The sequence below is a fragment of the Mycobacteroides chelonae genome, assembly GCF_016767715.1.
Classification (GTDB): domain Bacteria; phylum Actinomycetota; class Actinomycetes; order Mycobacteriales; family Mycobacteriaceae; genus Mycobacterium; species Mycobacterium gwanakae.
The window spans coordinates 1,850,195-1,876,718 of record NZ_CP050145.1 but is presented as its reverse complement, the minus strand read 5'-3'; the positions used below and the strand labels follow the sequence as shown (position 1 = coordinate 1,876,718).

Annotated in this window: 28 protein-coding genes, 1 tRNA gene and 1 pseudogene; 11 read left to right on the top strand and 19 right to left on the bottom strand. The window is 63.3% G+C overall.

Annotated features, from left to right (window positions below; all coding sequences use genetic code 11):
• The first annotated feature begins 50 nt into the window (after window positions 1–50).
• Both HBA99_RS09315 and HBA99_RS09310 read left to right on the top strand, forming a co-directional pair.
• Complete coding sequence (locus HBA99_RS09315; RefSeq protein ID WP_070951162.1) at window positions 51–269, top strand: hypothetical protein; 219 nt, start codon at window positions 51–53, stop codon at window positions 267–269.
• A 921-nt stretch (window positions 270–1,190) separates the two neighbouring features.
• Window positions 1,191–1,667 (top strand): hypothetical protein, encoded by a 477-nt coding sequence (locus HBA99_RS09310; RefSeq protein ID WP_070951164.1) that lies wholly within the window; start codon window positions 1,191–1,193, stop codon window positions 1,665–1,667.
• A gap of 94 nt (window positions 1,668–1,761) precedes the next feature.
• On the opposite strand, the gene HBA99_RS09305 is transcribed toward HBA99_RS09310, so the two are convergent.
• A complete protein-coding gene (locus HBA99_RS09305; protein WP_199253019.1) occupies window positions 1,762–2,124 on the bottom strand; it encodes a DUF4333 domain-containing protein in 363 nt (120 codons plus the stop codon).
• 6 nt (window positions 2,125–2,130) lie between these two features.
• Complete coding sequence (locus tag HBA99_RS09300) at window positions 2,131–2,481, bottom strand: hypothetical protein (protein ID WP_131822789.1); 351 nt, start codon at window positions 2,479–2,481, stop codon at window positions 2,131–2,133.
• Window positions 2,482–3,306: 825 nt separating this feature from the next.
• On the opposite strand from HBA99_RS09300, the gene HBA99_RS09295 reads away from it, so the two are divergent.
• Complete coding sequence (locus HBA99_RS09295) at window positions 3,307–4,044, top strand: hypothetical protein (RefSeq protein ID WP_070951166.1); 738 nt, start codon at window positions 3,307–3,309, stop codon at window positions 4,042–4,044.
• A 29-nt stretch (window positions 4,045–4,073) separates the two neighbouring features.
• Here the strand turns inward: HBA99_RS09295 and HBA99_RS09290 are convergent, their stop codons facing one another.
• From HBA99_RS09290 to HBA99_RS09230, 13 genes and pseudogenes are all read right to left on the bottom strand, one after another.
• Window positions 4,074–4,949: a deaminase gene (locus HBA99_RS09290; protein WP_070952273.1), complete on the bottom strand. Its 876-nt coding sequence runs from the start codon at window positions 4,947–4,949 to the stop codon at window positions 4,074–4,076.
• A gap of 68 nt (window positions 4,950–5,017) precedes the next feature.
• Complete coding sequence (locus tag HBA99_RS09285; RefSeq protein ID WP_081347573.1) at window positions 5,018–5,296, bottom strand: hypothetical protein; 279 nt, start codon at window positions 5,294–5,296, stop codon at window positions 5,018–5,020.
• Window positions 5,297–5,445: 149 nt separating this feature from the next.
• Entirely contained in the window at window positions 5,446–5,661 is a 216-nt protein-coding gene (locus tag HBA99_RS09280) for a hypothetical protein (protein WP_070951167.1), read from the bottom strand.
• 13 nt (window positions 5,662–5,674) lie between these two features.
• On the bottom strand, window positions 5,675–7,174 hold the full coding sequence (locus HBA99_RS09275) for a terminase large subunit domain-containing protein (protein ID WP_070951168.1): 1,500 nt from the start codon (window positions 7,172–7,174) through the stop codon (window positions 5,675–5,677).
• A complete protein-coding gene (locus tag HBA99_RS09270; RefSeq protein WP_070951169.1) occupies window positions 7,174–7,449 on the bottom strand; it encodes a hypothetical protein in 276 nt (91 codons plus the stop codon). The genes HBA99_RS09275 and HBA99_RS09270 overlap by 1 nt, the downstream gene beginning before the upstream one ends.
• Before the next feature lie 90 nt (window positions 7,450–7,539).
• A complete protein-coding gene (locus HBA99_RS09265) occupies window positions 7,540–8,139 on the bottom strand; it encodes a hypothetical protein (RefSeq protein WP_131822791.1) in 600 nt (199 codons plus the stop codon).
• Between the two features lie 268 nt (window positions 8,140–8,407).
• The gene (locus HBA99_RS09260; protein WP_070951171.1) at window positions 8,408–9,112 is read right to left on the bottom strand and encodes a hypothetical protein; all 705 of its coding nucleotides are present in this window, start codon (window positions 9,110–9,112) and stop codon (window positions 8,408–8,410) included.
• On the bottom strand, window positions 9,109–9,435 hold the full coding sequence (locus tag HBA99_RS09255; RefSeq protein ID WP_070951172.1) for a hypothetical protein: 327 nt from the start codon (window positions 9,433–9,435) through the stop codon (window positions 9,109–9,111). The genes HBA99_RS09260 and HBA99_RS09255 overlap by 4 nt, the downstream gene beginning before the upstream one ends.
• 439 nt (window positions 9,436–9,874) lie before the next feature.
• Window positions 9,875–10,423 (bottom strand): annotated as a pseudogene (locus HBA99_RS09250) (recombinase family protein); the annotation flags it as partial.
• 341 nt (window positions 10,424–10,764) lie between these two features.
• Entirely contained in the window at window positions 10,765–11,223 is a 459-nt protein-coding gene (locus HBA99_RS09245; protein WP_070951173.1) for a hypothetical protein, read from the bottom strand.
• Entirely contained in the window at window positions 11,220–11,714 is a 495-nt protein-coding gene (locus HBA99_RS09240; RefSeq protein WP_070951174.1) for a hypothetical protein, read from the bottom strand. Before HBA99_RS09240 ends, HBA99_RS09245 begins: the two co-directional genes overlap by 4 nt.
• A gap of 458 nt (window positions 11,715–12,172) precedes the next feature.
• A complete protein-coding gene (locus HBA99_RS09235) occupies window positions 12,173–13,810 on the bottom strand; it encodes an AAA family ATPase (protein WP_070951175.1) in 1,638 nt (545 codons plus the stop codon).
• Window positions 13,811–13,981: 171 nt separating this feature from the next.
• The gene (locus HBA99_RS09230) at window positions 13,982–14,221 is read right to left on the bottom strand and encodes a helix-turn-helix domain-containing protein (protein WP_070949257.1); all 240 of its coding nucleotides are present in this window, start codon (window positions 14,219–14,221) and stop codon (window positions 13,982–13,984) included.
• Between the two features lie 53 nt (window positions 14,222–14,274).
• On the opposite strand from HBA99_RS09230, the gene HBA99_RS09225 reads away from it, so the two are divergent.
• The 3 genes from HBA99_RS09225 to HBA99_RS09215 all read left to right on the top strand — a co-directional run bounded on the left by HBA99_RS09225 (window position 14,275) and on the right by HBA99_RS09215 (window position 17,763).
• The gene (locus HBA99_RS09225) at window positions 14,275–14,940 is read left to right on the top strand and encodes a hypothetical protein (protein ID WP_131822793.1); all 666 of its coding nucleotides are present in this window, start codon (window positions 14,275–14,277) and stop codon (window positions 14,938–14,940) included.
• Window positions 14,937–16,343 carry a site-specific integrase gene (locus HBA99_RS09220; RefSeq protein ID WP_070951177.1) on the top strand — a complete coding sequence of 469 codons (1,407 nt, stop codon included), beginning with the start codon at window positions 14,937–14,939 and terminating at the stop codon, window positions 16,341–16,343. The genes HBA99_RS09225 and HBA99_RS09220 overlap by 4 nt, the downstream gene beginning before the upstream one ends.
• A gap of 88 nt (window positions 16,344–16,431) precedes the next feature.
• Window positions 16,432–17,763, top strand: a complete 1,332-nt coding sequence (locus tag HBA99_RS09215) for a hypothetical protein (RefSeq protein WP_070951178.1) — start codon at window positions 16,432–16,434, stop codon at window positions 17,761–17,763.
• A 92-nt stretch (window positions 17,764–17,855) separates the two neighbouring features.
• Here HBA99_RS09215 and HBA99_RS09210 read toward each other — a convergent pair.
• The 4 genes from HBA99_RS09210 to HBA99_RS09195 all read right to left on the bottom strand — a co-directional run bounded on the left by HBA99_RS09210 (window position 17,856) and on the right by HBA99_RS09195 (window position 19,497).
• A tRNA-Val gene (locus HBA99_RS09210) sits at window positions 17,856–17,930 on the bottom strand.
• A 31-nt stretch (window positions 17,931–17,961) separates the two neighbouring features.
• Window positions 17,962–18,423, bottom strand: coding sequence for a peroxiredoxin (locus HBA99_RS09205; RefSeq protein WP_070951179.1), 462 nt, complete (start codon window positions 18,421–18,423; stop codon window positions 17,962–17,964).
• On the bottom strand, window positions 18,423–18,848 hold the full coding sequence (locus HBA99_RS09200; RefSeq protein WP_030095376.1) for a DUF3052 domain-containing protein: 426 nt from the start codon (window positions 18,846–18,848) through the stop codon (window positions 18,423–18,425). The genes HBA99_RS09205 and HBA99_RS09200 overlap by 1 nt, the downstream gene beginning before the upstream one ends.
• A 91-nt stretch (window positions 18,849–18,939) precedes the next feature.
• Window positions 18,940–19,497: a hypothetical protein gene (locus tag HBA99_RS09195; protein ID WP_070951180.1), complete on the bottom strand. Its 558-nt coding sequence runs from the start codon at window positions 19,495–19,497 to the stop codon at window positions 18,940–18,942.
• A gap of 140 nt (window positions 19,498–19,637) precedes the next feature.
• On the opposite strand from HBA99_RS09195, the gene aceE reads away from it, so the two are divergent.
• From aceE to kasA, 5 genes are all read left to right on the top strand, one after another.
• On the top strand, window positions 19,638–22,436 hold the full coding sequence (aceE, locus tag HBA99_RS09190) for a pyruvate dehydrogenase (acetyl-transferring), homodimeric type (RefSeq protein WP_070951181.1): 2,799 nt from the start codon (window positions 19,638–19,640) through the stop codon (window positions 22,434–22,436).
• A 51-nt stretch (window positions 22,437–22,487) separates the two neighbouring features.
• Window positions 22,488–23,768 carry a PucR family transcriptional regulator gene (locus tag HBA99_RS09185; RefSeq protein WP_070951182.1) on the top strand — a complete coding sequence of 427 codons (1,281 nt, stop codon included), beginning with the start codon at window positions 22,488–22,490 and terminating at the stop codon, window positions 23,766–23,768.
• Between the two features lie 159 nt (window positions 23,769–23,927).
• Entirely contained in the window at window positions 23,928–24,836 is a 909-nt protein-coding gene (locus tag HBA99_RS09180) for an ACP S-malonyltransferase (protein WP_081347574.1), read from the top strand.
• A gap of 126 nt (window positions 24,837–24,962) precedes the next feature.
• Entirely contained in the window at window positions 24,963–25,262 is a 300-nt protein-coding gene (gene acpM / locus HBA99_RS09175; protein WP_030095371.1) for a meromycolate extension acyl carrier protein AcpM, read from the top strand.
• 5 nt (window positions 25,263–25,267) lie between these two features.
• A complete protein-coding gene (gene kasA / locus HBA99_RS09170; protein WP_046253323.1) occupies window positions 25,268–26,521 on the top strand; it encodes a 3-oxoacyl-ACP synthase KasA in 1,254 nt (417 codons plus the stop codon).
• The last annotated feature ends 3 nt before the right edge of the window (window positions 26,522–26,524 follow it).

Here is a 26,524-nt window from a genome sequence, read left to right as displayed (position 1 = left end):
CATTGGCCCTCTCCGCCCCGAGCAGGTACGGCACTCGATAGCGTTTGCCCATGGGCGACTGCTTCCAGAAGATCGGCGACCTTGATACGACGGCCGAAGAAGCTTCGGCGCTGGCCAAATCGGTTCGTCGCTGGCTCATCGCCGAAGGCGTGGCTTCTGGCGATCTCACGGACTGCGTGTTCGACGGGCTGGGGGTCACAAGATCCCCTATCTCAGTGGCAAGCTCTAGTGCTCACGCAGATGTTGCCCGCCTGGCACTCACGCACTAACCAACGCAATATGAAGAGACGTTCAGCAAAGTGGCGGCCAGGCTCAGGGAGGAGCTTCTGTGGGGATTGCACTGATGGCGCTAGCACTGATAGCAGTGTTACTCGGATGCTTCGGCTGGCAGTTGGCCCGCAAAGCGGGCCACAGGGATGCCCGTCGCACGCCAGAAGCCAGTAAGCCGCACCAACCTACAGCGTCACGATCTGAGAGCCCCAGGCCGCGGGCCCCTGCACGGCGACGCCGTGACCCTTCAGGCAATACGCCCAGATATGGCCCAGGATCCGGGACCGACACGGGATCATTCGGCTACTTCGGCGGATTCGGTTCAGACCACAGTGGCGGTGGTGGATTCTGCGATAGCGGCGGATTCAGTGATAGTGGAGGCGGGTGCGACGGCGGTGGGGGCGGCTGAACGCGGCCGAAATTCCGGGTCCACGGTCAGTGCTTGGCGTTATAGTGCGCGGCGAACTGCTGCGCGAGATCCGGAACGCGGACATCGCCAAGGACCGCGGTGAACGGCTAGATGTTTGGTACGGGCGCGAGCAGAAGAAACTCCCGGTATCCCCTACCCGGATCGCCCGTCTTTGCAGCACCGGGATTGCAGCCATCGATCAGCCTACCGCCGGCGCGCTCAGCCCAGCTTGTGGGATGCGCAGAACGCGCGGGCGGCCAGCAGTCCGGCCGCGATAGCGGGTATGTCGTCGGTGGCGACGGGAAGCGTGGCTCCAACGATCGTCACCTGGTCACCGGTGGGCGTGCGGCGCATACGGGTCTCAGCCGGAGCCCACGCGCGGCCGACATGAGGAACGAGCACCCCGCGAGCCCCGGCTAGGTCATCAAGGTCACTGGGTCGCTGATGGTCGTGGTGGTGGCTGGCGCAGGAGACTCCCTTGGCTGCTTGCCCTGATGTTAATGTTTGCTAGATGATCAAATTCCGCCGCGCAGTGTTCGATGTGATGATCCCGTTCAATGTAGTGGCGGCGCTGTGGGTGTGGGTGGGCCGTGGCCTGTTCGGCGCAACGCTGGGCTGGATCTCGCTACTCATGCTGGTGTTCATCGTCCCAGTTCTCGTCGTAGCGTTGATTGCCTCGACAGCCCTGGCGTTCTCGCAGCCCGGAAGACCGGTGCGGCTTTCCTCCGCCCAGGCAATCGCCCAGGCAACGTTTTGGCTGATCATGCTGATACTCGGTGTTGTGATCGTCGATGTCGATGACCAAAGCCGCGAAGAATCCATTCTGATCAATATCCTCGGATGGAGTCCCGAATTGCTCGGTATCAGCCTGGAATTAGAGAAGGTGCTCGCCTTCAGCGCGGTGGCCTGCTGGCTGGTACTTGTTGGATTGCTGGCGTGGGACCGAGTCAGCAAGCAACCCTATTCTGACGCGACTGGACTGCCGTAAGTCTTGCCCCGCACGGATGCCTCACCAACCGACTACGGCTTCCATCATTGGTAGTTAGATGTCGTGCAGACCTTTAAGTAGTCAGAATTCGCGATTACTCCGGGAGTGGGTGGTCATCGACCTTTATACGGAAGTCGACCTTATCTCCCTCAATCTTTGTGACAGTGAGGGTCAGGACCGCTTTCTGTCCGCCCTCGCTCATCACGCATCGTTGGGTAGCGCCAACGGTCGCATCAAGAGGCCCTTCGCATACAACTGATTCCACCTTGCCACCAAATTGAGCCTCAAGGCGCTGAGCCGCGATCTTTCCGGCCTGTTCTTTCGGAATCTGCCTTACGGATGAGGTCGGTGGCGTTTCGGACGTTGCCGTTCCGGCATGCCACGTCGACTTGACTGAACACCCTGGCACCACAAGGAGGGTCAAGATAAGAGCCACCGATGCCGGTCTGTATTGCATTATCGCCTACTCGCTTTCTTTCACGAGGATCGAATCGAACAGCTTTCTGAAATCCAGTGCACAATCTTCAAATACAGGCTTTGGTGCCGTCAAAAGGAAACTTAAGACACGTGGTTTGAATTCTGGAAAAGTAACCAGAATCTCGCTCTGGATTATCGCAACACGACCACCCGCAGGCAGCGTGGCCTCGAACCAGATTTCTTGACCGTATATTTCGGGGTCACGGTCAGAGATGAATTCACCACGACCAAGCCGAATCTCATCGTAAGCTTCAGCTAGAACTGCGCGGCGATTAGAAGCAAGCACCTCCAACGACGGTTCCACGTTAGGGAGTTCCACGACCGCTTCGCGACCCAAGCGAGATATCGAACACCTAACCGAGGTCGAGCGGTCACGAGTTCGACCTCCAACGGTGACCTCCGAAACGCAGGGCACTCGTGGTCCAGGCAAGGATGAAATCCTAAGTAGAGCAAGGCCGTAAGCCGAATCTCGTCGGGTCACCGCCCTGGCGCCGAGCCGGCCACCTGGCGCGTCCCCACTCGGAAACGTCACGTCCACGCTGATCTACCCGAAGCGACAGGCCTATACCTGTCGCATGCAGGCAATGAACACCTGCCGCCAAATCCAGACAATAGAGCATAGTTTGCTACAGAAGCAAGAAAAGGAAATCCAGCACACAGGAAGGTCGCGCTCCAGGCCGTGCGGACTAAATCTCGCTTTGTCCAACAGTCGCTGGTACCAGAGTGACTACACGGACTCCATAGACGCCATGGAGACCGTGGACAGAAAGAAATGGGTCAACGATGGGTCAACCACAGGCAGCCACCAAGGACAAAAATCCCTTCTACCCGCACTTGTTGGTGGGCGCGGAGGGTTTCGAACCCCCGACCGCTGGTGTGTAAAGGAGCCGGAGAATATGCACCTGTGTTCGAGCCTGTCGCATACGTGCAGATAGGTCCGCAGACGGTGTCAACTGCGTAGGCCCCAGTGCAGCGCCGTATGTGCCCGTCTTGGCAACTTGGCGGCAACTTGGCGAACAGACATTCGAGCCCGGGAAGAGGCGGCGCGTGCCATTGGAAGATCTACCCCCGCCCAGACCTGATCGGGGCTGCGAAGTGGATGTGCGGTCGAGGCTTTCCGAATGCACACACGAGCTCGCACCGGAGCACTATCGTGCTACGAATGACCGCCAATGATGCGGACTCGGAGTCGTCGCCCCTAAAGCGACTGACGAACAGCGAGGCACTGGCGAACGCCCGTTACAAGCAAGAGCAGGCTTTCAACCCCCCGACCAATATCGAGGCGTTGGTGCTGAAAATTATTGGCGGCTGGGAGCAGTTGAAGGCCGCGGTCAACATGTGCAGGTTTGTGGAGGCCGGGCCGGAGGCCGCACCGCTCGGCTCTGAGAATCTCCCAGCGGCCATGAACAAGCTGGCGAAGAAGTCCCGGCTTCGTTGGCCGCATGATCGATTCGCGTCAAAGGTGCACCACTGCGACCAGGTCCGCCAGAAGTTCGCACACTTCTTTTACGTCAGCGCGATCGTCGGTGAAGAGCCGCCGGATCGAGTGCTGTACTTCACACGCCTTGGCCAGGCGGGAGATTCGTACAAAGCGCAAGGGCCATCACTCGGGTTGCAGTGGCGCGACGACGAGTGGGCACAGCAGCACCGCCATGAAGACAGCATCACCGAGAAGGAACTGCGCGAGACGCTCGCGGAACTGAAGGAGTTGATCGATTGGTGCCGGGCTCTGCTACGCCTCGCTGGCATCCTTGAGCACAGTCCCGATATACCCGACGATCATCCGATCAACACGTCCGAGTGGTGGATACCGTGGCGCACCGCGAAGGAGCCCTTGCTGGTCTTCGGCGATCTCCGGCTCCCCGATGAAGCTGCCACTCCGACATCTGAGGCGGAGTAGACGGCGTTCTCTTAGGAGTTGGGCAGCGGTCACTTAGTCGGATCGGCTTCGGCCAGCCGAATTTCCCACTTGATAGAGACGGAGACATGCCCGGTGCCTCCGTACTCGGGCGGTGGTTCGATTTTGGTGACTTTGCACAGCACGTGCCCATGCTCGTTGCGCATCACACCTATAGACCCCACCGGGATCCTTGGAGAATAGCTCTCGTAGTCGAGCGCGTCTGGGTCATCGATGTCGCCGAATTCCTTGGCATAGCGTGCCAGCGCGACGACGCCTGGGATGCCTCCATACATGTAGATGGCCGAGGCACCGCAGTTGGCCCACTTCGTTTCCCATGAGGGCGCGTCGGCCTGCTCATCGACACTGATGGTGAACAGGCCGCCGTTCGTCGTGTAATCGAACTTGGCCCCCGCGCTCATGCCGGTTCCCCGCGTGAACACCTTGGTGAAGTCCTCGCTGGCGCTGTGGGCCTGTTTCCGAAGGTCTGCCGGAAAGTCCCGGAGCCTGACGCCGTTGTCGCGCAGGTACTTCCACCCGAGTCGGTTGACCTGTGGATTCGGATCGTATTGACCTATGTGGACGACGGTGATGCCCGCGTCGGCAATGAGTGTTGCGCACGGAATTCGGGAGGCTGTCCTGGAGTTTGCGCATGGTTCCAGGGTTGTGTAAAGCGAGGCCCTGGCGAGATCGATACCGGCCTCGCGAGCCTTCCGGAGGGCTACTTGTTCTGCGTGTTCACCGTCAATCTCGCCCTTGTATCCGGTTGCGAGGATGGTGTTGCCCCGCGTTATGACGGCACCGACGCGAGTGTTGCCAGGCGATTTCAGCGCCTCTTCGATAGCTCGTTTGGCGAACCCATATTCGTCCGTGATCGAGGACTCGTTGTCTTCCGGGTCTGGGGCCATACGGTAGATCGTGACAGAGACCGCCGCCGGACAGGCCTCGAACTCAAGTGTGCCCTGGTGGGTGGCGGCTAGTCGTTCTGCCGCGCCTCGTAAGGGGCCTTGGGGCCGTAGATGATCCGGCAGTGCGGACCCAGTTTCGGTGCGTGGATCGCCGCCCCGCAATGGCAGGTCCACACGTGGTGTCGCCGCCCGCATTCGCACGGCGGGCAGCGCTGCGTCCAACCAGACTCCTCGACGCTGTGCCAGTTCGGGCAGTACAGCGGCCCGACGACCGTCCAGCCCTTGCCGTTGGGCACGAGATCGCCGACGTACGCGTTCGGGAACCTATCGCGCGACGGGCGAGCCATACGCCCGTTCTGCTTTCCGTCATTGTCCTTGATGTGCAGTGTGATGCCCTTGTTTCGAAAATGATCGAGAAATCGTTGACTTCGAGGTCAGGAACCATCGTGCGAGCATAGGGCTGGATAGCGTCTGCCAAGCCCGAATCAGTTGGTATTCAGTCGATCAGCGGATCGGACAGCCCTGGTATGTAGTCGCTCGGGCCATCGGTTACCCGCTGTCGGAGCATCCAGGCGAGGTTGGCTTGTGCCTGCGCTGCAAGAGCTTCCGGGCACTCGTCTGGGTCCTCACCGCGCTCTTGTGCGCGTCGGCGGGCACCGGACTCGTTGACCAATGCCTCCACCAGCGGGCGGCGACGGCGGACGATCTTCATGCGGGCCACAGCATCACCCGATCTTCCGGCTGACGTAGGACGCCAGCGAGGTTGGACTGGCGATGGGGACACCGAACGTCAGGCCGCCGCCTGCGGCGTGGATCAGGACATCGTGGGCGATGACGAGGGCGGCTACTCGGTCGGGCTGGTGTTGTCCGGCCTGCCATCCCACGGCCTGTTGTTCCCACTCGGGGTGGTGTCCGGCTAGGCGGCATGTTCCGACCTCCAGGGCTTGCAGCAGTGCCGCCGCGCGAGCCATCGCGTCGCCCTTGCCCCGGCCAGATCCCTTGGGGGGCCATGCCGTCACCGCGATGTGCCGGTCGGGCTTGGCGCGGGCCAGGGACTCCTTGACCACTCTCACGTAGGTTGTCCCCGCTGCGAAGGCCTCCACGCTGATCTCACTGGCACCTGTGTCCAGCGCCAGACGCACCGCGCGGGTGGCCCATTCATCAGAGGTCATCCGGCCGGACACGTCGGCAATCAGTGCCGTGGTGCCGTCGCCGGACAGCGAGGCCGCGACGATGCCCGTCTCATCTCCCTGGCCGCTGTCGGCGGGATCGACGCCGACGACGGTCTTGATCATGCCCGCAGGGGCCACCGGCAGACGCCAGGAGTCCAGCCACGCGCTTTTGACCAATCCGCCTTCGGGGGTGCTCGGAACACCGAGATACATCGCAGCCCAGACACGTTCACCGACACCGCGCCGGATCTCTGCGAACTGCTCGGCGGTGCGACCAATCGCGGAAACCATCGCCACCCCGGTGCGTTCCCGGTTCAGGGCGTCGGGCACACCGGCGGTGCTGATGGCCGGAATGTTGATATGACGCCACCGGCTGCCTGGTTCGGCCAGCAGCTCGCCCGCTAGGTCGAGTTCGTGCCAACGAGTGAGGACCACGATGGCGCTGCCACCGGGCATAAGCCGGGTGAGTAACGACCCACGAAATTCGTTGATCAAGCGACGCCGGTACGCCGGTGAATCGGCTTCCTGTGCACCCTTGATCGGATCGTCAATTACGAGCACGTCGGAGCCGAAGCCTGTGCTTGCCGAAAGGATTCCACCAGCAAGCATGCCGCCGCGATGACCCTCGACGCGCCAACGTCCGACGGCTTTTTTGTCGGCGGCCAGTGAGATCCCGACCAGCTCGGTGTTCTCGGAGATCAGCCGTCGCGCCGCTGCCGAGTGTTCCTCGGCCAGATCATCGGCGTAGCTCTTGATCATGACCTCGGAGTCGGCGTTGTTCATGAGCGCCCACACCGGCAGTACTTGGCTGGTCAGAACTGATTTCCCGGTGCGCGGTGGACACGTCAGGATCACCCGCGCATCCGGCTGCTCCACCGCCGCCGCCAGCTCGTCGCTGATCAGCTGAATCGTCGGTGTAATCCGATAACCCGGTATCAACCGGGTTGCCAACTCGGCCGGCGATCCCGGCCGTCGCCGGGACCGCACCGCTGCCACGGCGCGGGCAGCGGTCAAGGTGTTGATCGGGGGCACTGTGGTGGCGGCGGCGGTCATCAGAGCACCTGGAATTCACGGCACCGAGTGTGCGGCGACGGCCGCTCAGTACCAAGACAAAAAGGCTTCTTGACGAAATTGCGGCCACCGATCTTGATGCAGTAGACCTTTCCGCGTTCAAATAAGTCGATTAGTGCCTCGCCCTGGCTCTGCAGTCCGCCGGGCAGATGGCGACGAATATCCGCCCAGGCAACCAGATCATCGGTGAGCCGGGACAAGATGCCTTCCCGGATCTGCTCATTCAGGGTGACAGGTGATACAGCGGCGGCGGTCATGTCGGGCTCCTCGGGTGTCGTTGGTGTTCGGACGGTTTGGTGTCGCCGTGTGGCCCCGAGGCAGGCCACATGACGGTGGTGATGTGGGGGTCAGAAGCGGGTGAACGGCATTGTGCCGTGAAGTCGTGGGGCGGCTCCGGCCTTGATATTTGCGAGGCCGAAGGCGGCGGTGTCACGCGTCAGGCCGAGGGCTTCCAGAACGGCCAGGTGGTCAACCTCCCCGTTCGAATAGATCCGGGAGGCAAGTGCCAGAACGGATGGCCAGCACCGCTGGAGCAGGTGATTTTCCGCTGCGTGATCGACCCGCGCCGCTCCACCCGAGCCCGCGTAGGCACGCAGCATCTGGTCGTGATCGTGGCAGCCCCCAGCGGCGAGTACGGAGTCCACCTGTCCGGGGGTCGGGCGATCACCGGCCAGCCATCGAGCTTGCGACCATGGCCCACTCCACGCGACCGTGGGGATGTGATCGCGGGTGAAGGCCTCGCGGAAGCGGGTCCGGCCGTGCAGCGGCGCGACGCGCCCTCCGAAAACTCCAGCGGCGGTTACCTCGCCGCCTCGCAAGACGCCTCGGACCGCATGTCCGGCCTCGTGCGCACAGAGGTCAAACACATCAAGTTCGCGTGGTTTCATTCGGCGGGCGAAGTCTTCGCGGGTGACCAATCGCGGTCGTGTCGTTGTGGTGCGTAACATGATCGGATTTCCGTTCTCTTAGTGGTGGTCTGCGTTGAGTAAGCGCCGAGATCGATGACCGGTCCACAACCAGCCGCCACCGATCCCGGCGCTTACCGGAGGGCCGGAGATCGCCCGCGAGGTGGAGTCTCAGACCGATGACGCAGAGCTGGACCTTCGGCCAGGTACCGCTCCAGGCACGATGAGCAGGTCCAACGGTGCACTGAACCTTTCCACATCAGGCATGGGCCGTGGCATACACGGCACTGACCTGCAATTTCGCGGCGGCTCACGGCGCTACTCCGATCCGGGCCAACCGGCGGGTAACGCGCTCGGCGCGCTCGGTGGCCTGGCGCTCGCGCTGCTGGCGATTCCAGTCCTCGATACTCGGAAGGCTTTGTCTCTGAGCGATCTTGGGCACTGCGCGTTCGAGGCTCAACACCGCCGAATCGAGCCCGCGCAGGGCACGTTCGACGCGTTCGGAGGCGCTGGGATTACCGCGCAACGCATATGCATCCGGTGGATGAGCACGGTCAAGCACCGCGCTCAGCGCGCCGCTGACTTGCTTGGCATAGTCAGCAAGGACATCTGCCCACGATCCGCTAATCAGCACATCAGCGGTGATTTCCGGCTGAGTCGGTCGCGCCGCACGGTCTCCCGCAGCACGCCGCGTCTGGCCGTCAACGGCGGACGACTCCGCGACCAGCCCCGAACCGACGTGGACAAGCTCGGCGACAGCTTCATTCACAGCCTCGACGAGGCGACGGGCCGCGCGTGGTTCGGGGAGCTTTGAGGTGGCATAGGCAGCAGGCGTGCAAACATCCCGGACTTCGACGGCGAGGTTGAATGTGCCAGTTAGATGAATCGGCAACCGCTTGCGGCGGCGATCCCGAAGCTCAGCCTGAGATGCCTTGGCCTTGGGAGCCCCAGCGGCAGAAGGCATCAACGGACTCACCGGTGGCAGACCGAGCTTGGTGCGTCTCTTGGCGATCATCGGGCCACCGCCTCACCGAGGGCATTGTGTGGGCGATCCACGCCCGGTGGGGTCAGTGAATCGACCTCGGCATCGATGGCCTTATGTGCTCCCTGTCGCAGGGTGGCAACCAAGCGATCCACACCCGGCGCGCTCAGGGAATTGACCTCGCGCTCAAGGACCTTTCGAGCGCGGTGAAAGGCAAGTCCCTGATGACATGCGATCACCTGGGAGTCGGTGTCCGGCGCTCCACGCAGTTTGAGATTTCCGAGCAGGGCACGCCAGGACGCGTCCGAGCGGGAAGCCGGATCAACGGCAACGGCAACGGCAGTTGTTGTGCTCATGCCCGAAGAGTACGGCGCGTGAGTGCAGAAGCACAGAAGCGGCGACGCCGAATATGTTGTTGGACAAGGTAATAACGCGGCATTGTCCGACAGGGCTTTGCCAACGACGAGGGACATTAAAAGCATGGCGGCATTGTGATCACCGCCTAGTGACCGCAGGGGAGCGCGCAGAAAATTGTTGGACGCTCCGGCGTGTCGCGGGCGTGTCGGTTCACGCTCGGTCGGCCACCAAGCGGTCCGTGCGGGTGAAATGCCAGCTGGTTCCGGGGTATACACCCGGCTCGGCGTGTGCTGCCTGGAGGTTGCGCATGCGTGCAGATACTGCCGACGGGGCACGTCCAAGCCGCTCGGCCAGTTCTTTCACCTCATCGTGCTCGCGAGTGAGCTTGCCGCGCTTGCGGAACAGGTCATCCACGGCGATCACGTCGGCTTCGTTCCACCGCATGTTGTAGACGGTTGCGCGGGATACGCCGTACTCGCGCGCAAGCGCCGTCGCGGACTCGCCGTCGGCCATGCGTCGGTCAACGTCTGCGGCCTGTTCCTCGGATAGGACGGGCACTCGGCCTTTGTAGACCCCCTTGGTCTTAGCGATAGCGATTCCCTCACGCTGACGCTCCAGCGTGAGGGCGCGCTCAAACTCGGCCACCGCGCCCATGACGCTCAGCATCAGCACGGCGCACGGATCGCTGGTATCGCCGAAGGTCAGGCCCTCTTTGACGAATCGAACCCGGATGCCCTTGGCGGTCAGCTGGTCCACGGTTTGGCGAAGATCGACCAGCGAGCGGGCCAATCGGTCCATCGAGTGGACAGCCAGTGTGTCGCCCTCGCGGAGGTATGCGAGGCACTCCTGCAGCGCTGGCCGGTTGGTGTCCTTGCCCGATGCGTGATCGGTGAACGTCTTGTCCACCTGGATACCGTCTAACTGCCGCTCAGTGTTCTGGTCGGTGGTGCTAACTCGCACGTAACCGATGGTCTGGCCCTTGCTCATGTCCGCCCCTCTAGTGTCTATTTGAACTCTAAAAGTCATATTAGAACACTGTCGATCAATCCGCAATGGACTCTATTTAGACGCTCGATGCGGCGGTCGGCACTGCCTCGCACGGGTCTAGTCCAGATAGACGCGCAGGCCAGGGCGCTACAGGACGCGAAGACCGTTGTCTGCGGGGACGCCGCGACCACGAGCCAGGATGGTGCCGCCGAACTTTGGCCCACGATTGAGTGGTGCTGGCGCGCACTTCCGGCAGCCGACGGACGGCACTGGGTCAGGTGCCGGTTCGGGCTCGGGTTCAGGGTCGGCCGCAGTCAGATCACGCAGACGGGAAAGAACATTCATCGGTTGGCCTCGCGCCACAAGTCGATGATTTCCATCGCCGCCGCCTCGGCTTCGGCGAGGACCTCACGCGGTACGTCGGCGAAATCATCATCAGCGGGGTCGCTTTCGGGGCTCAGCTCGCCGGAGCCGGACAAAATGGCTTCCGGCGGGGTATCGGCACCGCCGATCGGCACAGCGGCCTCCGAAGGCGCATCGGGGTTCTCACGACGGTGTGCAACTGCTGCCCATTCGGAAAGTTCGTTGGCCTCGATACCTCCGGCCGCCAAGACGCCCGAGGCGACCTGAACCTGCAAGTCCCAGAGCGGATCACCTGCGCCGACCACGACGGCGACAAGCGCCTGAAGTTCCTCAACCATCTGCTGTTCAAGAGTCGCCGGGTCGAGCTTGCCGTCGGACACATCGCGGGCGACTGATGTTGCGGCCCTGATCAGGTCGGCGGTTGTGGTGGCGCTCATCGTTCGATCCCCTCGAATTCGGCATCAATGGTGGGGGTCTGTAGCTGCAACTGGCGTTGGTCGTCGCGGGCCAATAGCGCTTGCTCCAGTTTGTCGAGCAGCGCCACAGGGTCGGTGGTCACGTTGACATCGACCTGCTGAGAAACCGAGACGTGCGCGCCCATCAGCTTGCATTGCTTGTCGATGGTGTCGTTGATGGCTCGTGCCGCTGCGATGGTTTCGGTCAGGTCTCCTCGCTGCCTTGCCTCGGCCATGCACCCGAACAGGGTTGCCTTGGTAATCCGGTAGCCCTCGTGGGAATCAAAACGCAGCCCCGCAACGGTTCCCAGAGGGTTGCGCTGGCGATGACGCTCCACCGCTTTCTTCGCTGCCAGCAGACTGGGGTAGCCCTCGGAGTCCGCGATTATCTGCCAGGTCTGCCCGGTTGCCCGCATGTCGGAAGCGCGGGCAGCGCGGGCATAGGAATCCTGTCTGTTCTCTCGTGGTGCCATGCACCCATTGTGTTCCCATTACGTGCATCTACAACACTGTCGCACGGCGGCATTGTCCGTTCTGCGACTTGGTATTTCGGGAAGCGTCGCCACATCTTCACCGCCTCCACAGCTCTCGAACGGTCGGCGGGTGAGCTGTGGTGCCGTCATGTCCTTACAGCCCTCCACACCCATCTGACTCCACCGCCTCCGCATCCCTCCAGCGGTATCGGTGCCCTTTTCGTTTGGCCGTTCATAACCGTGCCCACGTCCGTACCCCTCCCCTATAGGGAGGGGTACCACGGGACGATAGGGATGGTCTCCTATCTGACCCTCCCGAGGGGACGATAGAAAATGCAGTTCAAACATGGTTTTCATGCGGTGCCGTACCCCTTCGCCCCCTCGGTGGGGGACGAAAGATTTTGGGGCGTCGTACCCTTCGTATGGGGACGATAGAAAATGCAGGTCGCAAGGCATTTTCACGATCTCGGTTCCTTGACCCCGTCGCCGGACTCCGCTCGACCGAAAAGCGCCGGGCGCTTGGTATCCGCAACATTCATGGGGTCCATGCCGTACGGGGTGAGCTGATAGAGCTGCGACCTACCCTCATGTCGGCAGACAACGCGCGGATTGGCCTTCTCCTGCATCAACTTCCCGAGCGCGTCGTCGGTGATCTCCGTCTTGCCGCCCACGGCCTTGCGGATGGCCGACTTGTTCATGACCTCGGTTCCGTCGGCGTGACTGTCGGCCAGCACCTCCAGGATGCGCTCGATGCGCTGGTCCACCGTTGCCTCCTTCTTCGCTGCGACACGGTCACCGCCTGCGTACGTCAGGTGCCCGGTGCTGTGCGCGTATGTCAGCAGGCCCTCTTTCACCTCACGCTCAGCGCCTCGAACCTTGTCGGTGCAGAAGTACCGGAGCTTGTCCCCGGTGACCTCATTGGCCTGGACGACGATTTTCCAGTTGGCATCCGACCAGCCGAGCATTGAGGAATCCCCGCGCGCCCGTTCGTTCGCATGGCCCATGTGATGGTGAACCAGCACATCGTTGACCCCGGCTTCGGCCAGCATTTCGGTGAACGGGTACAGGAACCTTCCGGTCTCGCGGTTCTCGTCCAAGCCCATCGCTTCCAGCACCGGTTTGAGGCAGTCGAACACCACGAAATCGCAACCCAGATCGGCCAAACGTCGGGTCCACAGGCTGCGTAGCCGGTCGTTGCCCATATCGAACAGACCGGCCTGCCCGCGCAGTGTGACGACATCGGCCACCGCGCCGACATTTCGGACGCCTTGCCGCCGTAGCCAGCCGCGCAGCATGCCTTTGGTCATTTCATTGTCGATGATCACGATGCGCTCGGCGCGCTGTGACACCTGGAACACATCAAGGAACGAATCGCCGTCGGCGAGAGAGCGCATCAGGTTGCCGCTCAGCGTTGTCTTGCCGCCCCCAGCTTGAGCCACGCACAACACTTTCGCCCCGCCACCCGGCCAGACGTTCGCGATCCGAAACTCGTCGTCATCGTCCTTCTCTGCGAGCAAATCGCGCAGACTGGTTACCGGGGGTAGTTCAGTGTTCCCACCCTCGCGCTCGACGGCAATGGCACGCGCCATGCTGTCCACTTGCTTGCGGCGGTCCTGGCGAATGGCGGCGGCACGGATCTTGAGCGCCGCCATCTCATCTGGCTTGAGCTTGTGCAGCGCTTCCAGATGCTCATCACCGGCACCTGCCTCCACCGCATCCACGCCACAGAACATCACCGTGGGCGGGTCGGTGACAGGGTCCCGGAAGGCGTCGTGGCGCTCAAACTTCCACACGAGCTTGCTAGCCCATGGATGTGACAGCTCAGCCAGGCTATCTAGCGCGAACCAGTGTGGCTTCCAACGGTTCTTGCGATCCTCGGTGACGGCCTCCACTTTCATTTTCTGCTGACGCTTCGCCTCGGCGGCGGGATTGTCGAATGGGTTATATCCCGGCTGCCCGTGTACGCGGCCACGCGGGTCCGACGGCATCTGCGAACGGCTGTCGGTGCTTGGTCCGACAAACTGGCCCACCCCGTTATGGCTGTGCCCGTTGGCCTCTGACCCGGCCACAATGCCGTCGTTCTTGATACTCTTCATTTGTTCGGTCTTCCGTAGATGGGTCGAGCATGACTCGGTGTCGTTGGCCCGGCGGGGTGGTGCCCGCCGGGCGCACCGATTCAAGGCGGCGGTTCTGGCCGCGATTCGCTTGGCATAGCGGTTATTCCATCGACTCGGGGTGCACAGCTCTCGCCGGTGCTCATGCCTCGACTAGACAATGCCGCAGTCCTGCGGGTCGAGCATGCGCAGCAATGAGGCAGTGGGAACGCGAATGCGACGGGTGCCCAGCTTGATTGTGGGGAGCAATCCGTCGCGCGCCATGTGATAGGCGTACGCGTGGCTTACTCCGATGTATTCGGCTGCGCGCCTGACACTTACGGTCGTTCCTTCTGCACGCAGATCGTCCAGAGTTAGAGGCCGTGCGGCTGGAGCTTCGGTAGTGGTGGTCATGCAACTAGCATCGGGGGTTGCCTGAGGAATGTACATAGGTTACATTCCTCATTATGCGAAGGGTTAAGCGCGGAAACTTGAGTCGCGGCGACGTGGAGTCGACCGATTCCGGCGAACCCGGACACAAACCTGGCCGCGTTCCCGAACCCCATGAACGCGTGCGAATTAGGCTGCACGGGCATCCGCAGACCTACGTCGTAAGGGCCGAAACCGGTCCCGACGGACCACAGCTCACCGAGCTGACCATCACTGCCGACGACGGCGCGGTGGACTACGCGATCGTGCAACCCGTGGTGCGACGCCTAGCGGCGACGGCAGTGCAATGGCATCACCGCATCGGCGGCCTGATCGCCGCACCTGGTGACACTGCCCAGACCCTCACGCGTCCAGAGATGGGGACCGACGATCAGCTGAACATGGTTGCGCGCCTTGTCTATGAGGCGCGCGAGCTGGGCCTGCCGGTGCGCAAGACCGTCAAGGAACAGATGCATCTGAGCTTCGGCACCCTCGACCGGCTGATCCGGCGTGCGAAAGACGAGGGCCTGCTCGATGACGAGTCGTTGCCCAAAGCGCCCCCACCGCGCCAGCGTGACGCGAGCCCCAGCACACCGGAACAACGGAAACAGAAGCGGCAGGAGAACGCAACGGCTGCTATCGCCAAGGCGCGCGAACGCCTCCACCAACCGAAACCCACCAACGTCAAGGAGGACGACCAATGAGCACGGAGCAGGGCAAGCCCAAGCGCACTCGACGGGCAGAACCGATCAGCCAGCACACCGCCAAGAACGGGACAGTGAGTTACTGGTTCCAGGTCGATGTGGGGACTAAGCCTGATGGTGGCCGTGACCGCCGTAAGTTCACATTCCGCACCAAAGCCGAAGCCCGGCGCGAGTTTCGGCGCATCACCAGCGAGGTCTCCTCAGGCACCTACAACAAGCCTACGGCCATCACGGTTGACGAGGCGTGCGACGAGTGGCTGGCCGGTCGGCGCGGCATCCGGCGCGTCACCATCTACAGCTATGAGAACGATCTGAAACCCGCGCGGCGCTACCTCGGCGGCAAGAAGCTCCAACAATTGACCAAGACTGACGGCGACAGCCTTGTGCAGTGGATGCTGACCGAAGCCCGCACCTCCCCCCGTCACTACCGCGCCGACTCCCTCGCGGGCCGGGTGGTCGCTCTGGTATCCGAACACCCGGAGGGAATCACCTCCGCCGATCTTGCCGCCGCGCTGCCCGGCGACGTGCACTCTGCACTTTCGGCTCTACTGGGCACAAGACGGGTAGCCCGCCTGAGGCGCGGTGTGTACGCCCCCGCTGCTGAGGACAGCGCTGTCACCGCCGAGAAGCGCGGTCTGAGCGCGCAGACCGTCCGCTCCACGTTGACGGCCTTCTGCGCCGTCGTCCAAAGCTATGTCGATCAGGGTGTGTTGCCGCGCAACGTGATTGCGTTGGTCGAACGGCCAAAGGATGCCGACCCCGACGACAGCCAGCGCAAAGGGGACGCCGACAGTTACGAGCAGACGGTGAAGTCGTGGACTCTGGCCGAAGTCGGCCAGTTCCGCGAAGCTGTATCCGATCACCGGCTGTACGCCTGCTGGCTTCTTTCGTGCTACGGGCTGCGGCGCTCCGAGATACTGGGTCTGCGTTGGTCGTTGGTAGACCTCGACACCGGGACACTCTTGGTGCGACGCAGCCGGGTGGCCGTAGGCAGTGAAGCTGTAGAGGGTGCACCCAAGTCAACGCGCAGCCGTCGCGATCTGCCGCTTCCTGCGGACGTGACCGAGGCCTTACGTAGCCTCAAGACAGCCCAGAAACGCGAGGCCATGGCGCTCGGCGTGCCGTGGTCCGATGACCGTCTAGTAGCCGTGCGTGAGGACGGCGAACCGCTGCGCCCTGAGTCCTACACCGACGAGTTCCAGCGGCTGCGCTCGCGGGCCGGGCTGCGGCGGATCAAGCTGCACGGCTTACGCAACACGTCGGTGTCACTCATGCTCGATCAGGGACATCCCCCGCACATCGTCGCAGCGTGGCACGGTCATGACCCGGCGGTGGCGTTGTCGATCTACGCGGACGTGAAAGCCGACGAGTTGCGCGCCGTAGGCGCTTCTCTGTTCGGGTAATCGCTCAAGTGACCTAACCTTCCCAGCGGCAGGACGCCGGGCGGGGCGGCGGCCCGAGATTGTCGGAACGCGTCAATACGATGCTGAAATGTCCATTGCGTCAGATGACGACGACACATCCCCACCCGCATCCGTCGATCCTCCACGCCCAGGCTTCCATGAACGAGATGCGTCGGCGATTGCCGAGGAGGCCAGACTCGGTGAGGAGGGGCCGCTGCAAGTCGAGCGCGTACAGGACTTCTACCGGCAGATTTTCGAGCTGGTCGAGGATGAAGTGTGGCCCGGCGCACCGGTTGGTCCGTTCGGCGACCAGTGGCGCGGTGTCGGTGGCGCGCAGTCGACCTTTTATCTGATGAACGTCGCTACGGTGCTGTGGGAGTTGATGCGGAACGCCTCGCCGGGTGTCGGTCGAACGATTACTCAGCGCCTCAAGACGGTGCTTCGACCGACTGACGATCACTCTTACGAGGAGGCGCTGGTCGAACTAGAAATCGGTGGCATGATCGCTTCACGCGTCAGCCCAGTTCTGCTCGAACCGTTGGTGCCCGACTCGTGGAGGCCAAGTCACGGCGAGCAACCGATGTCCCCCGATTATGGAGTGCGGGTGCCCGAAGGGCTGGTCACCGTCGAGGTCACGGTGTGGCACTGGGAGGCATACGCGGCGTGGCACCGGATGAACCAAACAATCCACACTGCGTTGTCGGCACGCATGCTGAAACGTGGCATCGCACGGAACGTGCGCATCGAGCTTCCGATTGGCTCACCCCAGGAGGCTGTTGAATACCTGTGGAGCCATGAGTTCTGCGACCGGGTGTGCGACACCGAGTCCGGCAACATCATGACTGCCGATGGAGTTGCGCCGCGCCCGATCCGAGCATCCTGGCGTCCGATGCTGCACTTCCCCGACCCCGATAACATCGACTGGAATGCCGTTGCGGCCAACGGCGGGCTGCCCTTCGCCGCCGGACCGAACATCGGGCAGATGTTCGGGTATTCGATCAACCCATGTATCGGCGACGATGATCGGAATGACGCCCTCGGCTCTCTCCGCAACTCGATCGACCGCAAGAAGCGCCAGCGAGACCCCAACTTGCCGCACTTCGTTGCTCTGGCCTCGACCTTCTCGCAGATTGCGTTGGGGCCGAACGAGTTTGGCGATACCTGGGACGTGTTTGGCCCGCTGATTAAGGAGCGGTTGTGGCCGAACCCCCGATATAAATGGTTGTCCGGCGTTCTCCACCACCGACACAGCCGCGTCGCAGCGCCATCCGACTTGGCGTACTTCAATGACTACAACCCGAACCCGAACGCAGCCATCCCTGCGCCGGACACACTGGTGCGAGCACTGACGGGCGAAGCTGAGTTCCACCTGATGTGGCAGCGCCCCCGACGACCCGAGGCCCGGCCACGTGACACATGACCCATTGGCAACTTCCTGGCAACTTGGCGGCCGATCAGGTACCCGCCACTGCGTCCGGCCGCCGCAAAACACACTGCTGACCTGCATAAACTTGGTGGGCGCGGAGGGTTTCGAACCCCCGACCGCTGGTGTGTAAAACCAGAGCTCTACCACTGAGCTACACGCCCGGTCCACGTCGTCACCAACGTGGGAATCAGCTCACGAATGTAGCGCGGCCAGCGCTTCTACCCAACCCGCCTGGTCACGGGCTTGTCCGGGGTCCAGCATTTCGGCGAATCGGATGATTCCGTCGGCATCCACCACGAAAGTCCCGCGGTTCGGATATCCGGCCTTCTCGTTGAGCACCCCGTACGCCTCGGCAACGGCTCCGTGCGGCCAGAAGTCGGACAGGATCGGGAAGGTGAAGCCGCTGTAGCTCGACCAGATCTTGTGGATCGGCCCGGCACTCACCGACAGTCCGATGATCTGCACGTCGTCGTTCTCGAAGTCTCCGATGTGGTCGCGCACATGGTCCAGCTCGCCCTGGCAGACCCCGGTGAACGCCAGCGGGAAGAACACCAGCAGCACGGCCTTCTTACCGCGAAAATCGGTCAGGCTGACGGGCTGGTTGTTCTGGTTCCGCAGGGTGAAATCGGGTGCGACGGTCCCGACAGGCAGCATCAGCGCCGCCCGCCGCGGGATGACTTCGGCTGCACCAAACGCGTCGCGCTCCAGTCCCCCAGATTGACCGAGGAGGTCTGTACCAGGCCCGCCGGCGGTGCCGACTCGGCGATTTCCGAGGGCTGCACATGGCCCGGCTTGCCGGTCTTGGGCGTCAACACCCAGATCACGCCGTCCTCAGCCAGTGGGGTGATGGCGTCCATCAACGCGTCGACAAGGTCGCCGTCGTCATCGCGCCACCACAACAGGACCACATCGATGACGTCGTCGGAGCTCTCGTCGAGAAGCTCCGAACCGCATGCGTCCTCGATGTCAGCCCGGATGTCGTCATCCGTGTCCTCATCCCAGCCCAGCTCCTGCACAAGCTGATCTCGCTGGATGCCCAGCTTGTGGGCATAGTTCGAGGCGTCAGCCGCCGCGACCACCGTTCGGCCCCTCCTTATTCACGGGTGCGTGCTTTCGCACTTGGGATGAATGCTCACATCGTCGCATGCCAGTGGCAATCCTCGTCAGGCACTATCGGCCTTTCGTCTGCAGAAGCGGTTCGCAGATCTTCCCGGCACGCTCGCGCGCGTCGTTGAAACTACGGACCACGGAGTTGAGAGTGCCACTGCTCAGCCGATTATCGAACGCCCCGGCCAGTTTTCGGGACTGATCGACGTACTGCGTCAGCGCATCGCGTAGTTCGTCGGTCTGCGCCTTCGCCTTGACGGAGTCGATCTGTCCGGCGCTGGTGTTGAGCGCATTGATGACCGGGCCCACCTTGGCCTCCGCGCTCGACCCGTAGCCGCCCTCGTCGTTCATGACGGAGATGAGCTCATTGCCCGCCGAAACGGCGGCATTCGACGTCATCGCGAACGTCTCACACGCGTCGGCCTGAGCCTGCGCCCGCGACGTCTCCTGACGCTTGGACTCCTCGGACCGCGACGTCTCGATGGACTGCGATATGTACGTGCGGTACTCCGACACCGATTCGCTGGGCGCCGACGCCTGCCCTCCCGTAGTCACGGTGCAGCCCGCCACCACCCCTGCACAGATGGCCGCCAGCGCGATCCACAGCGCCGCCATACGCATGTCACGACGGTACCTGCTGGAGGCGCTCTGGACCTGGTGACTGGACCAGACTCGCTAGTAGCAAGTGACTTGCGGCACGATGGGAGTACCGATCTGATTGTGACTGAGATCTGCACCCCCACCCCTAAGGAGCAGAAAAGTTGACCACGGAGTTCGCTCGCCAGGACCTGGCCGGAAATTCAAGTGCGGCAAGTCCATCCGAGAACACAGGGCGCGTTCGGGTGATCCGCGAAGGTGTGGCGTCGTACTTGCCCGATATCGACCCGGACGAGACGACCGAGTGGCTGGAGTCGTTTGACGGTCTGCTGGCCCGCTCGGGTCCCGCCCGGGCGCGGTACCTGATGCTGCGGCTGCTGGAGCGGGCGAACGCCGGTCGGGTGGCCATCCCGGCGTTGACGTCCACCGACTACGTGAACACCATCGCCACCGAGAACGAGCCGTGGTTCCCCGGCGACGAGGACACCGAACGGCGCTTCCGCGCGTGGATCCGCTGGAACGCCGCGATCATGGTGCACCGCGCGCAGCGGCCAGGGGTCGGTGTGGGTGGCCATATTTCGACCTATGCCTCCTCGGCGGCCCTCTACGAGGTCGGTTTCAACCACTTCTTCCGCGGTAACGCCCACCCGGGCGGCGGCGACCAGATTTTCATCCAGGGCCACGCCTCCCCCGGCATCTACGCCCGCGCCTTCCTGGAAGGCCGGTTGACCAGCGATCAGCTCGACGGATTCCGGCAGGAGAAGAGCCACCCGGGCGGCGGCCTGCCGTCCTACCCGCACCCGCGCCTCATGCCCGATTTCTGGCAATTCCCAACGGTTTCCATGGGCCTGGGACCGATGAACGCGATCATGCAGGCACGGTTCAACCACTACCTACGCGACCGCGGCATCAAGGACACCTCCGATCAGCGGGTCTGGGCGTTCCTCGGCGACGGCGAGATGGACGAGCCCGAATCGCGTGGCCTGGCGCATATCGCCGCAACAGAGGGCCTGGACAACCTGACGTTCGTCGTCAACTGCAACCTGCAGCGTCTGGACGGACCGGTGCGCGGCAACGGCAAGATCATCCAGGAGCTGGAGTCCTTCTTCCGCGGCGCCGGCTGGAACGTCATCAAGGTTGTCTGGGGCCGCGAATGGGACGCCCTGCTGCACGCCGATCGTGACGGCGCGCTGGTGAATCTGATGAACACCACTGCCGACGGCGACTACCAGACCTACAAGGCCAACGACGGCGCCTACGTCCGCGAGCACTTCTTCGGGCGCGATCCGCGCACCAAGGAGCTGGTGAAAGACCTTAGCGACGCCCAGGTTTGGAATCTCAAGCGCGGCGGTCACGACTATCGCAAGGTGTACGCCGCGTACCGGGCGGCCACCGAGCACAAGGGCCAGCCGACGGTCATCCTGGCCAAGACCATCAAGGGCTACACCCTGGGCAAGCACTTCGAGGGCCGCAACGCCACGCACCAGATGAAGAAGCTGACCCTCGACGACCTCAAGGATTTCCGCGACAAGCAGCGGATCCCGATCTCGGATGCGCAGCTCGAAGAGAACCCGTACCTGCCGCCGTACTACCACCCCGGCCCGGAGGCTCCGGAGATCCGGTACATGCTGGACCGGCGCCGCGCCCTGGGCGGATTCGTCCCGTCCCGTCGCACCAAATCGCGCCCGCTCACGCTGCCGGGCTCGGAGACCTACGCCTCGATCAAGAAGGGCTCGGGTAAGCAGGAAGTCGCCACCACCATGGCGCTAGTGCGAACCTTCAAGGAACTGTTGCGCGACAAGAACATTGGTAGTCGGATCGTCCCGATCATCCCCGACGAGGCCCGCACCTTCGGTATGGACTCGTGGTTCCCGTCGCTGAAGATCTACAACCGCAACGGCCAGCTGTACACCTCGGTCGATGCCGAACTGATGTTGGCGTACAAGGAAAGTGCACAGGGGCAGATCCTGCACGAGGGCATCAACGAGGCCGGTTCCACCGCCTCGTTCACCGCGGTGGGCACGTCGTACTCGACACACGACGAGCCGATGATCCCGCTGTACATCTTCTACTCGATGTTCGGGTTCCAGCGCACCGGCGACGGGCTGTGGGCCGCGGCCGACCAGATGGCCCGCGGATTCGTCCTGGGCGCCACGGCCGGGCGAACCACGCTGACCGGCGAGGGGCTGCAGCACGCCGACGGCCACTCGCTGTTGCTGGCCAGCACCAATCCCGCTGTGGTGGCTTACGATCCGGCGTTCGCCTACGAGATCGCCCACATCGTCGAACATGGCCTGCAGCGGATGTACGGCGAGAACAGCGAGAATGTGTACTTCTACATCACGCTGTACAACGAGCCGTATGTGCAGCCGGCCGAGCCGGAGAACGTCGATGTCGAGGGCATCCTGCGCGGTATCTACAAGTTCCGCGTGGCGCCCGAGGCGCGCACACATCAGGCACAGATCCTGGCCTCCGGGGTGTCGCTGCCCGAGGCGCTGCGCGCGGCGGATCTGCTGGCCGAACAGTGGGATGTGGCGGCCGATGTGTGGTCGGTGACGTCCTGGGGTGAACTCAACCGCGACGGCCTGGCCATCGATCACCAGGCGCTGCGTCATCCGGACCGCCCCAAGGCCGTCCCCTACGTGACGAAGGCACTGGAGAGTGCCCAGGGACCGTCGGTGGCCGTATCGGACTGGATGCGGGCGGTGCCCGAGCAGATCCGCCCGTGGGTGCCCGGCACCTACCGGACACTTGGCGCCGACGGATTCGGCCTGTCCGACACCCGGCCCGCCGCACGCCGGTACTTCAACACCGATGCCGAGTCTGTTGTGGTGGCAGTGCTCGAGGCATTGGCCGACGAGGGCGCGGTGGACCGCGAGGTCGCCATCCGGGCCGCCGCGCAGTACAAGATCGATGACGTGTCGGCCGCCGACGTCTCTTTTAAGGACACCGGTAGCGCCTAACTTCCCTGAATTTGGCGGTTTCCCACTAGGAATCCGGGGTACCTTTTAGGGATGCCCGACAATTCGGCGACCTCTCCTCGCGGATTTCGCGCGGCCCGCAAGCCCCGCGAAAGGGCCGAGGTGCCCGAGGCACTCCTGCACCGGATCAAGCAGTACTCCGGCCGGCTCTCGACCGAGGCCGTCCATGTCATGGAAGAGCGCTTGCCCTTCTTCACCGACCTGGAGGCCTCGCAGCGGTCCAGTGTCGCGCTGGTGGTTCAGACGGCGATCAACAACTTCGTCGAGTGGATACGCGACCCCGAAGGCACGGTCGGCTTCACCATGCAGGCCTTCGAGGTGGTCCCCCAGGACCTCGCCAAACGCCTGGCACTGCGCCATTCCGTCGACATGGTGCGCACCGCCATGGAGTTTTTCGAAGAGGTGCTGCCCCTGCTCGCGCGCAACGATGAGCAGCTGGTGACGCTAACCGAGGGCATCTTGCGGTACAGCCGCGATCTCGCATTCGGGGCGGCCAGCGTGTACGCGGAAGCCGCCGAGACCCGTGGAGCCTGGGACTCCCGCCTGGAGGCGACGGTGGTCGACGCGGTGGTACGCGGCGATACCGGACCGGACATGCTGTCGCGTGCCGCCGCACTCAACTGGGACACCACCGCGCCGGCAACGGTCATCGTCGGCACTCCCCGCCCGGAAATCATCGCCAACGCAACCTCCTTGGTTCATGAGGTCGCGCAGCGGCACGGCCGCGGGGCCCTTGCGGTCATCCAGGGAACCCGGCTGCTCACCATCGCGTCCGGTCCGATCACGGCCCATAACAAGTTCGTGGTCGATCTGTTGACGGTCTTCTCCGACGGTCCGGTGGTCATCGGGCCCACGGCGGGCACCCTCAGCGCCTCACACACCAGCGCGGTGGAGGCGCTCTCGGGGATGGATGCGGTGTCGGGGTGGCGGGGCGCACCCCGCCCGGTGTCCTCGCGCGAGCTTCTGCCCGAACGGGCGCTCCTGGGCGACAAGGCCGCTATTGCGGCCCTCAATACAGAGGTGATGCGCCCGCTCGGCGACGCCGGCCCGGCGCTGACCGAAACTCTCGACGCCTACTTAGATTCCGGGGGCGCGATCGAGGCGTGCGCACGCGCGCTGTTTGTTCACCCAAATACTGTGCGCTATCGACTTAAGCGAATCACCGATTTCACCGGTAGGGACCCAACGTCCCCGCGTGACGCCTATGTGTTGCGCGTCGCGGCAACCGTCGGCAGACTGGCTCAGGAGCACGCCGAGGTGTTCACTCCTGAACCAGGAATCACACCAGTCACAATCAATGTCATTAAGGCTTAGACGGGTTACTCGCTGGTCACCTGCGAGGTCCCACATTGCGAGACGGTATAGATCGGGTCGCAACGGATGCTTTTTTGTAGGCATCCCACAAATACTTAAGACAAGATTCATTTTCTCTTACACGGCGCAAATGGCCCTTCACAGTGTTCTCTTAAATACGTGATTGCGCTGCTCGCTCCCGGACAGGGATCCCAGACTCCCGGCATGCTGACACCGTGGCTCGAATTGCCCGGTGCCACCGACCAGGTTGAGCAGTGGTCGAAGGCCAGCGGACTCGATCTGGTGCGCCTGGGTACCACCGCCACCGTCGAAGAGATCACCGATACCTCGATCACTCAGCCGTTGGTCGTCGCACTGACCCTGCTGGCCTACGACGAGCTGACCAAGCGCGGCCACCTCAACGCCAAGACCACCGTGGTCGCCGGTCACTCCGTCGGTGAGATCGCCGCCTACGCCATCGCCGGGGTCATCTCCGCCGACGACGCCGTCGCCCTGGCCGCCACCCGTGGCGCCGAGATGGCCAAGGCCTGCGCGCTGGACCCGACCGGTATGTCCGCCGTGCTGGGCGGTGACGAGGCCGAGGTGCTGGAGCGCCTGGAGGCCCTGGAGCTGATCCCCGCCAACCGCAACGCCGTCGGACAGATCGTCGCCGCCGGCCGCATCACCGCACTGGAGAAGCTGGCCGAGGATCCCCCGGCCAAGGCGCGCGTGCGCCAGCTCGCCACCGCAGGCGCCTTCCACACCCACTTCATGGCTCCCGCGCAGGAGGCGTACGCCGCCGCAGCGGCCGCGATCCTCCCGTCCGAGCCGGTCACCACCTTGCTGTCCAACTTCGATGGCACCCCCGTCACCTCAGGCGCCGACGCCATGGAGAAGCTGGTCAACCAGCTCACCTCCCCGGTGCGCTGGGATCTGTGCACCGAATACTTCAAGACGGCAGATGTACAGGCCGTAGTGGAGCTGCCGCCCTCAGGTGCGCTGGCCGGCATCGCGAAGCGTGAGATGCGTGGCGTCACCAACCAGGCCCTGAAATCCCTCGAAGACCTCGACTCCCTGGCCGAGCTGTAAGCGGCCAAACCACCAATAAGTAGTACCCAGGATGGGCGGGCAGTGCCGCCCACTCATCCCGTTCCACAACACAGAGTTCACCCCAGGGCTGCACCCGCAGTCCACAACACCGAAGGGAGCCACCGAGTGGCCACCGCAGAAGAAAAAGATCGCATCGTCGCCGGTCTCGCCGAGATCATCGAAGAGGTCACTGGTATCGAGCCCTCCGAGGTCACCCTCGAGAAGTCGTTCGTCGACGACCTGGACATCGACTCGCTGTCGATGGTTGAGATCGCCGTCCAGACCGAGGACAAGTACGGCGTGAAGATCCCCGATGAGGATCTGGCCGGTCTGCGGACCGTTGGCGATGTCGTCAACTACATCGAGAAGCTCGAGCAGGAAAACCCCGAGGCCGCAGCCAACATCCGCGCGCAGCTGGAGGGCTAGGACTAGTGACAACCCCTTCCACTGCCAACGGTGGCTTCCCCAACGTCGTTGTGACGGCTCTCGCCGCAACGACATCTATCGCGCCTGACATCGAGGGCACGTGGAAGGGATTGATCGCCGGGGAGAGCGGCATCGAGGTTCTCGAAGACGAATTCGTCGAGAAGTTCGGTCTGCCCGTGTGGATCGGTGGGCACCTCAAGGAGCCCATCGACAACCACATGACCCGGTTGGAGCTTCGCCGGATGGCCTACGTGCAGCGCATGGCGCTGCTCGTAGGCCGTCAGGTGTGGCAGAACGCCGGCACGCCCGATGACATCGACAAGGACCGCCTCGCCGTCGTCATCGGTACCGGGCTCGGCGGTGGCGAGCGCATCGTCGAAACCTACGACACCATGAATGAGCATGGCATTCGCAAGGTTTCGCCGCTCGCCGTCCAGATGTGCATGCCCAACGGTGCCGCCGCGGTGGTGGGCCTGGAGATCGGTGCCCGCGCGGGCGTCATCACGCCGGTGTCGGCGTGTTCCTCCGGCTCCGAGGCCATCGCGCATGCGTGGCGCCAGATTGTGATGGGCGACGCCGACATGGTCGTCTGCGGTGGCGTGGAGGGCATGATCGAAGCCCTGCCGATCGCCGCGTTCTCGATGATGCGCGCCATGTCGACCCGAAACGATGAGCCGGAGAAGGCTTCTCGTCCGTTCGACAAGGACCGCGACGGATTCGTGTTCGGCGAGGCGGGTGCGCTCATGGTCATCGAGACCGAGGAGCACGCCAAGGCTCGTGGCGCGCAGATCCTGGCCCGCATCATGGGCGCCGGCATCACCTCTGACGCGTACCACATGGTGGCCCCGGGCCCCGATGGTGTGCGCGCAGGTGCGGCGATGACCCGCGCAATTCAGACAGCAGGCCTGTCCCCCAAGGACATTGACCACATCAACGCGCACGGCACGGCCACCCCGATCGGCGATGTCGCCGAGGCCAACGCCATCCATGTCGCCGGTGTGCAACACGCCGCGGTGTATGCGCCCAAGTCGGCGCTCGGCCACTCGATTGGTGCCGTCGGCGCCCTGGAATCGGTGCTCACCGTGCTCGCACTGCGCGACGGCGTTATCCCGCCGACGCTCAATCTTGACAACCTTGATCCCGAAATCGACCTGGATGTCGTTGCGGGAGAGCCGCGTCACGGGGATTTTAAATACGCAATCAATAACTCGTTCGGATTCGGCGGGCACAACGTTGCGCTTGCCTTCGGTAAGTACTGAAGT

What these genes read in the sequence shown, in the direction of transcription:
- HBA99_RS09205 (WP_070951179.1), bottom strand. Translation starts at nt 18,423, where the DNA reads ATGCTGCCTGTCGGGACCGTCGCACCCGATTTCACCCTGCGGAACCAG.
- HBA99_RS09265 (WP_131822791.1), bottom strand. Translation starts at nt 8,139, where the DNA reads ATGTTACGCACCACAACGACACGACCGCGATTGGTCACCCGCGAAGAC.
- HBA99_RS09235 (WP_070951175.1), bottom strand. Translation starts at nt 13,810, where the DNA reads ATGAAGAGTATCAAGAACGACGGCATTGTGGCCGGGTCAGAGGCCAAC.
- HBA99_RS09230 (WP_070949257.1), bottom strand. Translation starts at nt 14,221, where the DNA reads ATGACCACCACTACCGAAGCTCCAGCCGCACGGCCTCTAACTCTGGAC.
- HBA99_RS09315 (WP_070951162.1), top strand. Translation starts at nt 51, where the DNA reads ATGGGCGACTGCTTCCAGAAGATCGGCGACCTTGATACGACGGCCGAA.
- HBA99_RS09245 (WP_070951173.1), bottom strand. Translation starts at nt 11,223, where the DNA reads ATGAGCGCCACCACAACCGCCGACCTGATCAGGGCCGCAACATCAGTC.
- HBA99_RS09185 (WP_070951182.1), top strand. Translation starts at nt 22,488, where the DNA reads ATGCCCGACAATTCGGCGACCTCTCCTCGCGGATTTCGCGCGGCCCGC.
- HBA99_RS09280 (WP_070951167.1), bottom strand. Translation starts at nt 5,661, where the DNA reads ATGAAGATCGTCCGCCGTCGCCGCCCGCTGGTGGAGGCATTGGTCAAC.
- HBA99_RS09195 (WP_070951180.1), bottom strand. Translation starts at nt 19,497, where the DNA reads ATGCGTATGGCGGCGCTGTGGATCGCGCTGGCGGCCATCTGTGCAGGG.
- HBA99_RS09240 (WP_070951174.1), bottom strand. Translation starts at nt 11,714, where the DNA reads ATGGCACCACGAGAGAACAGACAGGATTCCTATGCCCGCGCTGCCCGC.
- HBA99_RS09255 (WP_070951172.1), bottom strand. Translation starts at nt 9,435, where the DNA reads ATGAGCACAACAACTGCCGTTGCCGTTGCCGTTGATCCGGCTTCCCGC.
- HBA99_RS09295 (WP_070951166.1), top strand. Translation starts at nt 3,307, where the DNA reads ATGACCGCCAATGATGCGGACTCGGAGTCGTCGCCCCTAAAGCGACTG.
- HBA99_RS09260 (WP_070951171.1), bottom strand. Translation starts at nt 9,112, where the DNA reads ATGATCGCCAAGAGACGCACCAAGCTCGGTCTGCCACCGGTGAGTCCG.
- HBA99_RS09285 (WP_081347573.1), bottom strand. Translation starts at nt 5,296, where the DNA reads ATGGCTCGCCCGTCGCGCGATAGGTTCCCGAACGCGTACGTCGGCGAT.
- HBA99_RS09275 (WP_070951168.1), bottom strand. Translation starts at nt 7,174, where the DNA reads ATGACCGCCGCCGCCACCACAGTGCCCCCGATCAACACCTTGACCGCT.
- HBA99_RS09290 (WP_070952273.1), bottom strand. Translation starts at nt 4,949, where the DNA reads ATGGCCCCAGACCCGGAAGACAACGAGTCCTCGATCACGGACGAATAT.
- HBA99_RS09225 (WP_131822793.1), top strand. Translation starts at nt 14,275, where the DNA reads ATGCGAAGGGTTAAGCGCGGAAACTTGAGTCGCGGCGACGTGGAGTCG.
- HBA99_RS09270 (WP_070951169.1), bottom strand. Translation starts at nt 7,449, where the DNA reads ATGACCGCCGCCGCTGTATCACCTGTCACCCTGAATGAGCAGATCCGG.
- HBA99_RS09215 (WP_070951178.1), top strand. Translation starts at nt 16,432, where the DNA reads ATGTCCATTGCGTCAGATGACGACGACACATCCCCACCCGCATCCGTC.
- HBA99_RS09220 (WP_070951177.1), top strand. Translation starts at nt 14,937, where the DNA reads ATGAGCACGGAGCAGGGCAAGCCCAAGCGCACTCGACGGGCAGAACCG.
- HBA99_RS09305 (WP_199253019.1), bottom strand. Translation starts at nt 2,124, where the DNA reads ATGCAATACAGACCGGCATCGGTGGCTCTTATCTTGACCCTCCTTGTG.
- HBA99_RS09310 (WP_070951164.1), top strand. Translation starts at nt 1,191, where the DNA reads ATGATCAAATTCCGCCGCGCAGTGTTCGATGTGATGATCCCGTTCAAT.